Source organism: Sedimentibacter saalensis (assembly GCF_007830175.1).
GTDB classification, from domain to species: domain Bacteria; phylum Bacillota; class Clostridia; order Tissierellales; family Sedimentibacteraceae; genus Sedimentibacter; species Sedimentibacter saalensis.
Map to the genome: position 1 here is coordinate 373,245 of NZ_VLKH01000002.1, position 15,171 is coordinate 388,415.

The following is a 15,171-nucleotide window of genomic DNA, read 5'->3' on the forward strand; positions in this document are numbered from 1 at the left end:
ATATTCTAAAGCTTTAATTTAGCTAAGGCATCAGCTAATGCAGTGTTGATATTTTCTTCCTTCTTGTTATCCTGTCTTGACAAAAATTTTGAAGCTTCTTTTTTTGATATGGCTGTTGTTTCAGTTTCCTTTCTTTTGTTCCAGGCTGACAGTTTTTCTCTGTATCCGCATTTGCACACAAAAATCTTGCCTTCCCCTTCACCTCTTAATTCAAGTTTCTTATGGCAGTTTGGACATCTTGCGTTTGTTGTCTGTGCAATACCTTTTTTGTAGCCACATTCCCGGTTCTGACATACAAGCATTGTGCCTTTTTTACCGTTAACTTCAAGAAGGTAGCTGCCGCAGTCAGGACACTTTGATTTTGTTTCATTGTCATGTACATACTTTTTATCGCTTGTTTTGATTTCCTTAATTATAGTGCGTGTGTATTCCTTCATGTCGTTAAGAAAATTATCTTTTTTAAGCTGTCCCTGAGCAATTTCATTTAATCTTTGTTCCCACTTTGCCGTTAATACAGGAGATTTCAAATCTGCAGGAGACAATTCAAGAAGCTGTCTTCCCTTTGATGTGGTGTATATGAATTTATCTTTTTTTTCAATAACGAAACTGTTAAACAGCTTGTCAATAATGTCTGCTCTTGTTGCAACTGTTCCAAGTCCTCCGGTTTCACCGATGGTTTTTTTAAGATCCTTGTCGGCATTTTTCATGAACTTCACAGGATTTTCCATGGCAGACAAAAGACTTGCTTCCGTAAATCTAGCAGGAGGCTTCGTTTCACCTGTGGTCATGGAAATCTTTGATACGTTTAATTCCTTACCATTAATGAATTCACTTAATGCATCACTTCCCATGTCATCAAGTATTTCTTCGTCTTCATAATTGCCATAAACTTCCTTCCAGCCCATGGACAATGTAACTCTTCCTTTGGCTGAAAATTCTTCTGAACCGATTTTACCTGAAACAACTATTTTTTCAAATTCAAAAGGCTTTGACAATACAGCCAGAAATCTTTTCACAACAAGGTCGTAAATTTTTCTTTCCTTATCTGATAAATTTCCTAAAAATACGGTTTGTTCAGTTGGTATTATGGCGTGGTGATCAGAAACCTTTGAGTTGTTAACAAAACTTTTGTTGCCCTTTATGGGCTGTGAGCTTATTTTAAAGCCTATTTTTGCATAGGGTCCCACACTGCAGGCCTTTACCCTGTCTTTCAATGTTTCCACAATGTCATCTGAAATATATCTTGAATCAGTCCTTGGATACGTCAAAACCTTGTGGCGCTCATACAATGTTTGCATTGCAGACAATGTTTCTTTTGCAGAATAACCATAAATGTTGTTTGCATCTCTTTGAAGCTCTGTAAGATCATAAAGAGCAGGCGCAACGGTAAAAGATTTATTTCTTGAAACATTTGTAACCAATAGACTTTTTGATTTTAAAGTGCTTATTATGTTCTCTATTTTTTCTCTGTTAAAGGACCTTGTATCATTATTTTTATCATGCCATATGAATTTTACTCCTTTGGCTAATGCTTCAATTCCATAATAATAATCAGGCTTGAAGTTTTTAATTTCATCTTCCAGCGCTGCAATCATTGCTATGGTTGGTGTTTGAACCCTGCCGCACGAAAGCTGGGCATTGTGTTTTGAAGTTAGTGCTCTTGTAGCGTTTATTCCTACAATCCAGTCTGCCTCTGACCTTGCCACTGCCGAAGAGTAAAGATTTTCATAAGAAGAAGCATCTTTTAATTTGCTGAATCCTTCTAGAATTGCCTTGTCAGTTACAGAAGAAATCCAAAGCCTTTTCATAGGCTTTTTTACTTCTGCTTTATCTATTATCCACCTTGCCACAAGCTCCCCTTCTCTTCCTGCATCTGTTGCAATTACAATTTCAGTTACATCTTTTCTTAAAAGAAGATTTTTTACAGTCATATATTGAGCTCTTGTTTTTTTGATTACTTCAGTCTTCATTTCCTTTGGAATTATGGGAAGGTCTTCCATTTCCCAACGGGTGTATTTTTGATTGTAGCTTTCAGGATCAGCCAGAGTAACCAGATGTCCCAGTGCCCATGTTACAATATATTTGTTTCCTTCAACAAATCCGTTTCCTGACTTGCTGCAGTTGAGAACTTTTCCTATATCCTTCCCTACGGAAGGTTTTTCTGCTAAAACTAATATCATTTTTTTATTCCTTTTCTAATGTTTGTAATATTGTATCACATTATAATTGAAATTAAAAATATTTTTATCACAGAGCAATCATAAACATTAAAATTATCTCTTAAAATATCCCAGTTTCAATACAATTTTGTCCAATTGGGGTCAGAGCATAAAAAAAGAAACCTTTCGGCTCTTTATTCCAGCTCGAAAGGTTCATCTTCTCTTTTTCTGTTATTTTCAGTCTTAATGTGTTCCAGCTTTGTAACAGACACCTCATATGCCGTCTTTGTCTCATAAGATTCGCTGTCGCTTTTTTTCTGATACTTTCTGCTTTGAATTCTTCCCCAGAGCTTCACATGGTCTCCAACTTCTAATTTTTCGCAGTACCTTGCATTTCTCCCCCAGGCTATGCAAGGAATGTAGTCAGATTTATTGTATGAACGGTTTACAGCTATGAGCATGTCTGTTATTTCCCTTCCGAAAGGGGTGGTTCTGAATTTAGTTTCCTTGCACAAAAATCCATTTAAGAATACTTCATTTGGATGTTTCTTCATTTCTTCAAGCTCAATTTCATCCGGAACAAAAATGTCTCTTACAAATACTCTGAGTAAAAGCTTGTTGCTTGTGTCTTCATAACGATTATAGGATCTGAACTGACCATCTATTACTATATAATTGCCAATATCCATATTAATATCATTGATGATTCTCTCAGATATTATAACAGGCAGCAAATCCTTTGTGTCGCTTAACCTTGGTACCTCCAGATAAAATTCGTAAAATTTTTCTCCAAACACTTCATGGCTGAATTCCAAATTGCTGTTTATTTTGCCGACAATCCTTATATAATTTGACTGCATCTGTTTATCATTCATTAACTTCTTCCCCCTATAATTTATCTTGTATATTTCATAATATTCAATGAAATACAATATATTCTTTCAAATTGCAAAAATATATAAAAAGCAAAATTATCATTGCTGCTGTAATATTATTAAGGGACCTTAAAACAGAAATGTGTTGAAGTTTAATTTCTTATGATATATAATAATTTGACATATTATTTAATATATAATGTATGGAAATGAAAGGACGATAATATGAAATTAGGTATAGTAGGACTTCCAAATGTAGGAAAAAGTACATTGTTCAATGCAATCACTTCGGCAGGAGCAGAATCTGCAAATTATCCGTTTTGTACAATTGAACCTAATATAGGTGTTGTGGAAGTTCCCGATAAAAGATTGGAATTTTTAACAAAAATGAGCAACTCAGGAAAAACAGTTCCTGCAGTTATAGAATTTTTTGACATTGCCGGTTTGGTAAAAGGAGCAAGCAAGGGAGAAGGTCTTGGAAACAAGTTTCTTTCTCACATAAGAGAAGTTGAAGCAGTTGTACACGTTGTAAGATGCTTTGATGATGAAAATGTAATTCATGTGGAATCAACTGTTGATCCAAAACGAGACATAGAAATAATTGAACTTGAACTTGTTCTTGCAGATCTTGAAGTAATGAGCAAAAGACTTGAAAGACTCTCAAAGGTAGTAAAAAACGACAAGTCGTTGCTTCCTGAATTTGAACTGGTTCAAAGAATTGTACAGGCGCTTGAAAATGAACAGCAGGCAAGATTTTTGGAATACACGGACGAAGAAGAAAAACTTCTTAAGACATTTAACCTCATCACTGCAAAACCGGTTCTTTATGCAGCAAATGTGGACGAAAAATATTTAGAAGATCCAACAGGCAACGCGTATGTGGACGAAGTTAAAAAACATGCAGCACAGGACAATTCAGAGGTAATTACAGTTTGCGGAAAAATAGAAGAAGAAATTTCAGTGCTTGACGATGAAGAAAAGAAAGAATTTCTTCAGGAAATGGGGCTTAACGAATCAGGCCTCGACAAGCTTATAAGAACTAGCTACCACCTTTTGGGACTCATAAGCTTTTTTACAACCGGACCAATGGAATCAAAGGCATGGACCATTATTAAGGGAACTAAAGCTCCACAGGCAGCCGGAAAAATCCACTCAGACATTGAAAGAGGATTTATTCGTGCTGAAGTAACATCTTACAAGGATGTTGTAGAATGCGGATCTATGCTTGCTGCAAAAGAAAAAGGACTTATGCGTCTTGAGGGCAAGGAATATGTCATGGAAGACGGCGACATAGTGTTGTTCAGATTTAACGTATAGAATAAAACCTTCTTGAGCAATTTCTCAGGAAGGTTTTTTGTATAAATTGAACATATTTTGTAGACAACAAATACTGAATGGGACATTTGCCGAGAAAACGATTGACATTTTGATTTTTCAATAGTATACTTATGGTAACAACAATTTCAATATTGTTCGGTCAAAGCCATACGGTGAAAACCGCATGTGCGGAGTAAGCCATCTAAGTCCTTTTGGATATGATGTTCTTATATGAGATTAGACTATCAGGGTGGATAGCCATTTATGGTTATCTTTTTTTATTGCTTAATATTGACTGCCCTCATATGGATAACCATTAACTTTTGGCTGTCTATTTTTTTGTCTATCCCACAATAAGAAATATCTTAATGGAAGGAGGTGACTGAAATGATTAAAAAAGCAATACTGCCTGTGCTTCTGGGATTAATAGCTTTTTTTGGAGCTCCGTTTATAAGCTCAGAAATTCAAGGTCCTGCAACTTTTTTCCTTGTAGCTATTGGTATTGGACTGGGCATAATGCTAGACCAATTCATATTTAAGAAAAAGAGCAATAATACCAGCACTGAAAAAAGTGAAAGCAAAAACTAGCATAACAAGCTGGAAGCGGCCCATGGTGAGCCGCTTCCCTAAAATCTCTTTTTACTGCGTATCATGAGCTGTCACTCTATGATCGCATATTAACATAGCCTTAATTTTGTTTTTCCTTGTGAATGTGTTTAAGCATCTTGTAAAAGTTTTTGTCTCTTCTAGACATTGCTTCTTCGCCTTTTCCGTCAGAATAATCGTACCACCCTCTGCCGGATTTAACACCCAGCATTTGATTATCCATTAGATTTTGCTGCAGCTTTGTCGGCCTTTTTTCATCACTTATTTCATTGAACAAATAACTTGAAATGTAATAGAAAGTGTCCAACCCTCCAAGATCTGCTGTTTCAAAAGGTCCAAGCACCGGATATCTGAACCCCGGTCCATACTTCATAGCCTTATCCACATCTTCAACTGTTGCAATGCCATCTTCAACTATTTTTAATGCTTCTCTGTAAACTGCAAACTGAATTCTGTTTCCTATAAAGCCATTTACATCCTTTAAAACAACTACAGACTCTTTTCCAATTTTCGAAACAAGTTCTTTTAATAAGTTCACTGTTTCTTCTGTTGTTTCATCAGCCTTTACAAGCTCAATCAATGGAATTATATGAGGAGGATTCCACCAGTGCATGCCTATAAATCTTCCTTTGTTAGAAACCTTCTGGCAAATTCCGTTAATGCTTAAGCCTGAAGTGTTTGTTGCAAAAATACAGTCATGTCTTGCAATTGATTCAACTTCTTTCCAATAATCCTGCTTGATGTCCATTTTTTCTATAATTGCCTCTACTATCATGTCAGCATCAGAAAACACGTTTTTATCAGTGGAATAACTGATGTTCTTTAAAGATGTCTGTGCTTCTTCTTCAGTTAAAAGCCCTTCATCAATCAATGTTTTTTGATTCAGCAATATTATTCTTTTTGTGTTTTCCAGATATTTTTCAGCAATGTCTGTAACAACAACCTCATAGCCGTTTTGTGCAAATATCTGTGCTATTCCTGAGCCCATTGTTCCGCCGCCGGCAACTCCGATTTTTTTTATGTCTTCAAGTTTCAAATTATCCCTCCTAACAGTTTTTAGTAAATTCCAAGACTTCCCAGAAGTATAGCCGGGATGGATGATACTACAGGAAGAATTAAACTGGTCATGCATATGTCAATATATGAATCCTTGTGAGTCATTCCAGTTACTGCAAGCAATGTGAGCACTGCTCCGTTGTGAGGAAGTGTGTCAAGACCGCCTGATGCCAAGGAAGCAACTCTGTGGAATGCTGCAGGACTTATGCCTGTTTCCATGGCTATGGCCAGGTACTTTTCTCCAAGTGCTTCCAAAGCTATACTCATACCGCCTGAAGCAGAACCTGTAGCTCCTGCCAATAGGTTTACTGCAATTGCTTCTGAAATAAGAGGAGTTCCCGGAACATTGAGGAGTATTCCTGTCAAAGTTGCAAATCCAGGAACTGCTTTTACAACTGTACCGAAGCCAACTGCTGCAGCTGTATTTAATATAGCTGTTATTGAACCAACTGCACCGTTGCTGATGGATTTTGTAAAGCCCTGGTATTTGTTGAAGCTTATTAACATGGACAATACTATTCCGCTTAACAATGCAAGAATAATGTCCCAGTCAAAAAAGTTCATTGTAACTATAACTGTAATCAACGGAAGGAATGATAAAAATGGATTTGGCAGACTGTTGTAATCCACTTCCACAGCTTCCTTGTTTTTAGGTTCAGTAAACACTTCTCCTGCAGCCGTGAATTTTTTTTCTCTGTACTGCAGCCACATAACTCCAAGTATGAACATGAACGCTGCTGCCACAATACCCATTATTGGAGCTGCTGTTGGAGTTGTTCCGTAATAATTTGTAGGAATTATGTTTTGAATCTGAGGAGTTCCTGGAATTGCCGTCATAGTGAATGTAAATGATCCAAGTGCTATTGCTCCGGGAATGAGTTTTCTAGTTATGTTTGCTTCCCTGAATAGTTCAAGAGCCAGAGGATACATTGCAAATACAACAACGAACAAGCTTATTCCGCCATAAGTAAGTACTCCGCATCCAACTACGACGCCGATGATTGCTCTTTTAGGTCCTAGAGTCTTAGTAAGCCAGTGAGCTATGGATTTAGCCGCACCTGTGTAATCCATCAAATGACCGAAAATTGCTCCAAGCATGAATACAGGAAACCATGATTTAACGTATCCTGCAAGACCTGTCATGTATGTATCCTTGTACATTCCCAACAGATCCAGACCTCCTGTAAGTCCAACTACAAGAGCACAAACAGGAGCAACCCACAATATTGAATAACCTCTGTAAGCTAAAAACATCAATAGTACTAATCCTAAAATAATACCAAACATATATTATCCTCCTTTTTATTTTTTAGGAGTGCAGCTAGAATGCTGCACTCCTTTGGTTTAAGCGCAGGTCCACCCGCAATCTATTGTGAACATTGTTCCGGTGATGTAAGAACCTGTATCTGAGCACAGGAATTTTGCCACTTCACCTACGTCATTAGGTTCAAGAAGTTTTTTTACTGCAGCCTTCTGAAGCATTATGTCAGAAATAACTTTTTCTTCAGGAATTCCGTGAGTCTTTGCCTGATCTGCAATTTGTTTGTCAACTAACGGAGTTCTTACATAAGAAGGACAAATTGAATTTACAGTTATTCCGTATTTCGCACCTTCCAATGCTGCTACCTTTGTGAGTCCTCCAAGACCATGTTTTGCTGAAACATAAGCTACCTTGAATTCTGAAGCAACCAATCCGTGAATTGAATTAAGATTTAATATTCTTCCCCATCCTTGAAGCTTCATTGTTGGCCATACATATTTTGTTAATAAAAATGGAGCTGTTAGCATCAAGTCCATCATGAAATCCCATTTGTCTTCAGGAAATTCTTCTATGGGGCATACAGTCTGAATTCCTGCCACATTAACAAGAACATCAACCTTTGAATATTTTTCAACTGTGAAATCTACCAGTCCCTTGCAGTCTTCTCTTTTGCTTAAATCAGTCTTGAAATAATCTCCGCCAATTCTTTCGGCTTCTTCTCTTAACTTTTCTTCGTTGATGTCAGCCATTATTACTTTGGCTCCATCCTTTGCAAATGTTTCAGCTATGGCAAGTCCAATGCCGCTGGCAGCTCCTGTAACTATACAAACTTTATTTTCTAACATTTTTTCCCTCCAATTATAATTCAATATTCTTTAAATCTTCCGCAATTATAAGTGTTGCCCCTGTTGCAGCCTGAACCTGCTCCACAGTGAATTCAGGATTTATTTCCTTAAGAACAATTCCCTTGTCTGTGACTTCCATAACTCCCATTTCAGTTATAATCAGGTCAACAGCATTGACAGCAGTCAAAGGAAGTGTGCATTGTTTCAAAATTTTGTGATTTCCTTTTGCAGTGTGATTCATAGCAACAATGACTTTTTTTGCTCCTGTCACTAAGTCCATTGCCCCGCCCATACCCGGAACCATTTTGCCCGGAACCATCCAGTTTGCCAGGTTTCCTTTTTCATCAACTTCAAGGGCTCCAAGAACTGTTGCATTTACATGCCCTCCTCTTATTATGAGGAATGATTCCGCACTGTCAAAAAACACTCCGCCGGGATTGATTGTAACGTGTATGCCACCTGCATTAACCAGGTACGGATCTTCATCTCCTTTTTCAGGAGCTGGTCCCATTCCGAGAAATCCATTTTCTGACTGAAGTGTAATTTCAATGTCTTCAGGAATGAAGTTTGCCACCATTGTAGGCAGACCAATTCCAAGATTAACCACATCTCCGTCATGGAGTTCCTTTGCAACTCTTCTTGCTATATATTCTTTTTCATCCATCACGCATTACCTCCCACTATGTAATTTACGAAAATTCCCGGAGTCATTACGTCATCAGGATCAATTTCACCAACCTCAACAATTTCATCTGCTTCAACAATCACTATGTCAGCTGCTGTGGCCATTAATGGATTGAAGTTTCTTGTAGCCTTCTTGTATCTCACATTGCCCTTTTTATCAACCTTTGCTCCAACAATCAATGCTATATCAGCCTTAAGAGGTTTTTCCAGCAAAAATTCCCTGCCATCAACTGTGATAATGTCCTTTCCTTCTGCCACAACTGTTCCAAGTCCTGTAGGCGTCAATATTCCACCCAGTCCTGCTCCTGCAGCTCTTATGCGTTCAGCCAGCGTTCCCTGAGGAACAAGTTCTACTTCAAGTTCTCCGGAATTCATCTGATTGCCTGTTTCCTTGTTTGTTCCTATGTGAGAGGCAATCAATTTTTTAACCTGTTTGTTTACAATGAGTTTTCCTATTCCTACTTCAGGAAATGACGTGTCGTTTGCTATGAGCGTAATATCTTTTACTCCCTTGGCAACCAGTGCATCAACCAATACATATGGGTTTCTGCATCCAAGAAATCCGCCGACCATTATTGTCATTCCATCTTGAATCATGTTCACAGCTTCTTCTACAGAAATCAGCTTGTTCAAATTTTTTTCCTCCTATCTTTTTATTATTAATGCAGTTCCCTGCCCTCCGCCTATGCAAAGTGTTGCAAGGCCAGTGTTTACATCTCTTTTAATCATTTCATGAATCAATGAAACAAGAATTCTTGTTCCAGAGCATCCAATTGGGTGTCCCAGCGCAATAGCTCCTCCGTTAACATTTGTTTTTTCAGGGTCAAGCGGAAGATCTCTTACAACTGCCAGTGACTGAGCTGCAAAAGCTTCATTTGCTTCCACAAGGTCAATATCTTCAATGTTCATGTTTGCCCTTGCTAATGCCTTTCTTGATGCAGGCACAGGACCGTATCCCATTATTTTCGGATCAACACCTGCGGATGCGTAGGAAACAATTGTTGCCATAATTTTTATGCCCAGCTCTTCAGCCTTTTCCTTAGACATGAGAAGGACTGCAGCAGCTCCGTCATTTATGCCTGAAGATGAACCTGCAGTAACAGTGCCATCCTTCTTAAACGCTGGTTTTAATTTTTCAAAACTTTCTATAGTAGCACCAAACCTTGGAAATTCATCTGTATCTATTACAATCGGGTCACCTTTTCTTTGAGGAATTTCTACAGGAACAATTTCATCCTTGAATCTGCCTTCTTTTATTGCCTTTTCTGCTCTGTTCTGGCTTCTAAGTGAAAATTCATCCTGGTCTTTTCTTGTAATGTTCCATTGTTCTGCAATATTTTCCGCGGTTATTCCCATGTGATAGTTGTTGAAAATGTCAGTTAATCCGTCACTTACCATTGTGTCCACAACAGAACCATCCCCCATTCTGTATCCCCATCTTGCCTTAGGAAGTATGTAAGGAGCCATGCTCATGTTTTCTGCTCCGCCTGCCAGAACTATATCCGCTTCACCAAGCATTATAGCCTGAGCTGCCAATTCAACAGTCTTTAGACCGGAACCGCAAACTTTGTTAATTGTCATTGAAGGCACCTCAAAAGGAATGCCTGCCGCCACGGAAACTTGTCTAGCTAGGTTTTGTCCAATACCTGCCTGAAGAACATTTCCAAAAATTACTTCGTCTACCATTTCGGGTTTAACGTTTACCCGTCCAAGTGCTACTTTTGCAACAGCAGCTCCAAGCTTTACAGCAGGAACATCTTTGAAGCATCCTCCGAAACTTCCAATGGCTGTTCTCACTGCACTTACAATTACAACCTCTTTCATGTTTTCCTCCTTTTTGTTCATATTTAAATTTAATTTACCTGCTATTATTAAAGCAAACATTGTGCCAAATGAGTTGTATTTGAATAAATAATTTATCTGTTGAAATTCAAACGTTTTTCATCATGGTCATTTAAATTAAAAATGAGAGCAAAAAAAAATGTAGACACATGTCTACATATAATTTTCCATTTCAATATAATCAGCAAATTATTCTTTTATCAGAACAAAACTTCACTGTAGAAAAAAATCTACGAATATTTTCAGTGTAGAAATTGTTCTACACTATTCCTTTAATGTCAATTCCATAGGATGATAATTTTTTGTACAAAGCTGTACGGTGTATACCAAGCTTTTTGGCAGCTTCTGTCCTGCTGCCGTTTGACATCTTTATGGCATTGACAATTGTGTCTATTTCCATTTCTGCAACCTTGTCTTTAAGCTGCTTCTTGTCAGTAACTTCTTCATCACTCATAATCATACTGCTTATGTGGTCCGGCAAATTGTTTAAATCAATATAAACATTTGATGACATGTTTGCTGCCCTTTCCAGAACATTTCTAAGCTCTCTCACATTTCCAGGCCAGTTGTATAGTTTTAATGCAAGCAACGATTTTTCTGTTAATTTTTTTGGCTCAAGTCCAACAGACTGAAGTTGTCTGTTTAATATGTCTTCACATAAAAGCTCAAGGTCTTCCAGCCTTTCTTTAAGGGGAGGTATTTCTATTTCCACAACATTTAATCTGAAATATAAGTCGTGCCTGAAAAGCCCCTTCTCAACAAGTTTATTTAGTTTTTCATTTGTGCAAGCTATGACCTTAATATCCAGTCTTATTGCTGTATGACCGCCAACTCTCTCAAATTCTCTTTCTTCAAGAACCCTCAGCAATTTTGCCTGCATGTTAAATGGCATGGAGCTTATTTCATCCAGAAGTACTGTTCCGCCATTGGCCAGTTCAAACTTCCCAATTTTACCTTCCTTCTTTGCTCCGGTAAAGGAGCCTTCTTCATAACCGAACAATTCAGATTCCAATAGTTCGTGAGGAATGGCTGCACAGTTAATTCGCACAAATGGTGCTTTTCTTCTGAAGCTTGCATCATGTATTGCATGTGCAAAATATTCTTTGCCGGTGCCGCTTTCACCTTCAATGAGAATTGTCGAAGAAGAGTTAGCGGCCTTTATGGCTATTTCCTTGATTTTTAGCATTTTGGAACTCTGCCCTATTATATGGTCAAACGTGTAGTTGGCACAATACATTTTTCCAATTTCGTTTTTGTATATGTTTACAGTGTTTTCCAGAACCTTGATTTTTCTTGCCAGATCCTTAACTTCCTTAACATCTTTGAACAGCACGGTTCCAACTGCTCCTATTATATGACCGTCCTTTATGATTGGAGTTCTGCTGGCAATCATATCGTGGCCCTGAATTCTTTGTATGTCGTACAATTCTTTATTTCCTGTTTTGACAACCATGTGAAGCCTTGTATTTTCAATAACATCCTCCACTGATTTGCCGAGAACATCTTCTTCCTTTATTCCAAAAAGCTTTTCATAGTTCCATTTTATAATCTTAGCATCCTCATTGACAAGCACAATGCCTTGATAGGCATTGTCAAGAATGTCTTTCATTACGCCGAGGCTTTGCCTTAGTTCCTCAATTTCAGTCCTGTCTACATCATTGTCCATGATTTCCTTTAAAACAGTCAACATATATCTTTCATCACCATTGCATTGGCTGAAAGATTCTACAGATATTTTTTTCAACCCTACAGCAATTTCCTTAACAGAAACATCCTCTGTTTTAAGTACCCCCGACAAACCATACATTTTTAAAATATTTTTTACATCATCCGGTCCTTCGCTTTCAAGGTTGAATAATTTCTTAAATTGCCGGTTAACAATAAAATTACTTTTACTATCAGTAATTATTATTCCATCGCTAAATAAGTCCAACATCTTGTTAAAGTCATTGAAACCAGTCATATTCCACCACCCTTCAAATGCTGTTTATTAACATTTACAATTAAATATCCCATAATAATTATATAATTGCATGAAAACATTGTCACTGTAAAAATTAAATATTTTTTGTAATTATTTTACACAAATTTTACATTTAATATGAAATCAATAGAATATAAAAACTCCTATGAAGGAGTTTCAAGTTGATGACAAAGAACATTTGACGTTGTCATTCTGAGGGCGTAGCACGAAGAATCTCAAGTTTTTCACTAAAAATGAGATCATTCACTATCGTTCAGGATGACAGCGTCAGAGTTTGTCAATAGCCTAAAGGAGTTTAGGCTATTCACGAATCTTTTTTATAAGTTCATCTATATCATTTATTGGAAGGGTGCAGTTTTTATTCTCACATATATAATAAGTGGGCTTATTATTCTTAAGATTATAATCCTTCAAATATTTAATTATATTTGAAGTTTCTTCTGCCTCTGATTGTTTTACAGCTACAACCGAAGTATTTACAATGGGCAGATGTTTTAAATTTTTTCTTATTTCTTTTAAATCTTCATCATCAATTGCAAGACACACTGCCTCAATTGAAGGATATATTTCATATAATACTGCAAGGAGCGCAAATGTATGACCTGCAGGATTATTTTCAATGCTTGATGATAGAAAGTCTATCTGTTCTCTTGATAATTCTTCAATATGCTTATTGCCTGTAATTCTTGACAATCTCATGAGATTGTACGCTGCAACAGAATTACCTGATGGAACTGCTCCGTCATACGTTTCTTTTGGATTGTAAATCAAACTTTCCCCAGTCTTGCTTGCAAGAAAAAATCCACCGTCTTCGTCATCCCAAAACAACTGTATCATTTTTTCATTTAATGCCACTGCTCTTTTTAAATAATTCAGTTCAAATGTTGCCTGGTACATCTCAATAAGACCCCACACTAGCATTGAATAATCTTCAAGGGTTCCGTTTCCAAGAATTGCTCCATCTCTATATCTCACGCCTACATTGTCTTCACCGTCTATAAGATATTTTTCTACAAACTTTACAGATTTTTTTGCAGAATTAATATATTTTTCGTTACCTAAAACCCTGAAAGCAACTGCCATGGCTGCTATCATCATTCCGTTCCATGATACAAGAATTTTATCGTCCTTGTGAAGTTTTGTCCTTTTCTTTCTGTAGTCATAAACAATCTTGTTTAATTTTTCGATTTTTTCATCAGTTTCATAATAATCATCCCTGTCTATAAGATTAGGTATATTTTTGCCTTCAAAATTTCCTTTCATGGATATGTTGTAATAATCAATGAAGTATAAACCGTCATCTTTTCCAAGAATTTTTATAATTTCATCTGGTGTATATACATAGTACTTGCCTTCTTCACCTTCACTGTCAGCATCCTGAGCCGAATAAAAACCTCCTTCACAATCAGTCATTTCTTCTAATACATAATCAAGCACCTTTTCAGTTATATTCCTGTAAAGCTTTATACCTGTAACTTCATATGCATATGTATATGATAAAGAAAGAAGTGCATTGTCATATAGCATTTTTTCGAAATGAGGCACCAGCCATTTTTCATCTGTGGAATATCTTGAAAATCCACGTCCTACATGATCAAAAATACCACCTTTATACATGCTTTCAAGTGTTTTTTCAACCATATAAAGAATATCATCGTCCTTTTCAAGTGTGTACAGACTTATGAGAAATAGCAAATAACTTGGCTGGGGAAATTTAGGCCTACCTGAAAATCCGCCGTATTCTTCATCAAAGTTATCTTCCAATAGATTTGCAGCTTCCATTACTGTTTTTTTCGACAGTGTTGTTTTATCAAGTCTTTCTTTTTCAAGATTCTTGATAATTTCCGTTATTTTGTTACCTGAATTTATTAATTCTTCCTTATTTTGCTTCCACTTATCTGCAACTATCTTAAGGAGTTCCATTAAACCTGTCATTCCGTATCTTGAATTTTTCGGAATGTATGTTCCTGCAAAAAAAGGTTTTTGCTCAGGTGTCATTATAATTGTAAGAGGCCATCCTCCGCTTCCATTTATTCTTTGAACCACATTCATGTAGACAGCATCTATGTCTGGTCTTTCCTCCCTGTCTACCTTTATGGAAACAAAATATTTGTTCAGTAAATTTGCTGCTTCATCATCCTCAAAGGACTCTTGCTCCATAACATGGCACCAGTGACATGTTGAATAACCGATGCTTAAAAATATGGGTTTATTTTCTGACTTTGCTCTTGAAAATGCTTCTTCCCCCCAAGGATACCAATCCACAGGATTGTATGCATGCTGCAGCAGGTATGGGCTTTTTTCATTTAACAATCTATTGGTTTTTTCATGAACATGTAATTTCATAATTACGCACCTCTTTATTATGTTTCAGTATAAATTGATTTTCAATTAATAGCATTCCCAAATATTTAGAGTTTTATTTTTTACATAATAATCCAGTTATATTACATATGTGATTAAGTATGATTCAGAAATGTATAATAATCCTGAAACAAGATACAGATATATTTACGCAATTATTCTCTCATACAGAAAAATG

At 36.8% G+C, this 15,171-nt stretch carries 12 protein-coding genes; 2 read left to right on the forward strand and 10 right to left on the reverse strand.

From position 1 onward, the window contains the following. Window positions 1–5 precede the first annotated feature (5 nt). Both LY60_RS04655 and LY60_RS04660 read right to left on the reverse strand, forming a co-directional pair. Window positions 6–2,180, reverse strand: a complete 2,175-nt coding sequence (locus LY60_RS04655) for a DNA topoisomerase III (protein WP_145080640.1) — start codon at window positions 2,178–2,180, stop codon at window positions 6–8. Between the two features lie 173 nt (window positions 2,181–2,353). After that, window positions 2,354–3,034: a single-stranded DNA-binding protein gene (locus LY60_RS04660; protein ID WP_019227819.1), complete on the reverse strand. Its 681-nt coding sequence runs from the start codon at window positions 3,032–3,034 to the stop codon at window positions 2,354–2,356. A gap of 225 nt (window positions 3,035–3,259) precedes the next feature. On the opposite strand from LY60_RS04660, the gene ychF reads away from it, so the two are divergent. Further along, complete coding sequence (gene ychF / locus LY60_RS04665) at window positions 3,260–4,351, forward strand: redox-regulated ATPase YchF (RefSeq protein WP_145080642.1); 1,092 nt, start codon at window positions 3,260–3,262, stop codon at window positions 4,349–4,351. Between the two features lie 387 nt (window positions 4,352–4,738). Beyond that, window positions 4,739–4,939, forward strand: coding sequence for a hypothetical protein (locus LY60_RS04670; protein WP_145080646.1), 201 nt, complete (start codon window positions 4,739–4,741; stop codon window positions 4,937–4,939). 100 nt (window positions 4,940–5,039) lie between these two features. Here LY60_RS04670 and LY60_RS04675 read toward each other — a convergent pair whose 3' ends face one another. From LY60_RS04675 to LY60_RS04710, 8 genes are all read right to left on the reverse strand, one after another. Continuing rightward, window positions 5,040–5,993 (reverse strand): 3-hydroxyacyl-CoA dehydrogenase family protein, encoded by a 954-nt coding sequence (locus LY60_RS04675; protein ID WP_145080649.1) that lies wholly within the window; start codon window positions 5,991–5,993, stop codon window positions 5,040–5,042. Window positions 5,994–6,013: 20 nt separating this feature from the next. Beyond that, window positions 6,014–7,300, reverse strand: a complete 1,287-nt coding sequence (locus LY60_RS04680; RefSeq protein WP_145080652.1) for a GntP family permease — start codon at window positions 7,298–7,300, stop codon at window positions 6,014–6,016. 57 nt (window positions 7,301–7,357) lie between these two features. Then, on the reverse strand, window positions 7,358–8,119 hold the full coding sequence (locus tag LY60_RS04685) for a 3-hydroxybutyrate dehydrogenase (protein WP_145080654.1): 762 nt from the start codon (window positions 8,117–8,119) through the stop codon (window positions 7,358–7,360). A 13-nt stretch (window positions 8,120–8,132) separates the two neighbouring features. Beyond that, window positions 8,133–8,783, reverse strand: a complete 651-nt coding sequence (locus LY60_RS04690; protein WP_145080657.1) for a 3-oxoacid CoA-transferase subunit B — start codon at window positions 8,781–8,783, stop codon at window positions 8,133–8,135. Then, window positions 8,783–9,436, reverse strand: a complete 654-nt coding sequence (locus tag LY60_RS04695; protein ID WP_145080660.1) for a CoA transferase subunit A — start codon at window positions 9,434–9,436, stop codon at window positions 8,783–8,785. The genes LY60_RS04690 and LY60_RS04695 overlap by 1 nt, the downstream gene beginning before the upstream one ends. A 12-nt stretch (window positions 9,437–9,448) precedes the next feature. Then, on the reverse strand, window positions 9,449–10,627 hold the full coding sequence (locus LY60_RS04700) for an acetyl-CoA C-acetyltransferase (protein ID WP_145080663.1): 1,179 nt from the start codon (window positions 10,625–10,627) through the stop codon (window positions 9,449–9,451). Window positions 10,628–10,904: 277 nt separating this feature from the next. After that, complete coding sequence (locus LY60_RS04705) at window positions 10,905–12,608, reverse strand: sigma-54 interaction domain-containing protein (protein WP_145080666.1); 1,704 nt, start codon at window positions 12,606–12,608, stop codon at window positions 10,905–10,907. 321 nt (window positions 12,609–12,929) lie between these two features. Then, window positions 12,930–14,975 carry a thioredoxin domain-containing protein gene (locus LY60_RS04710; RefSeq protein WP_145080669.1) on the reverse strand — a complete coding sequence of 682 codons (2,046 nt, stop codon included), beginning with the start codon at window positions 14,973–14,975 and terminating at the stop codon, window positions 12,930–12,932. Window positions 14,976–15,171: the final 196 nt, after the last annotated feature.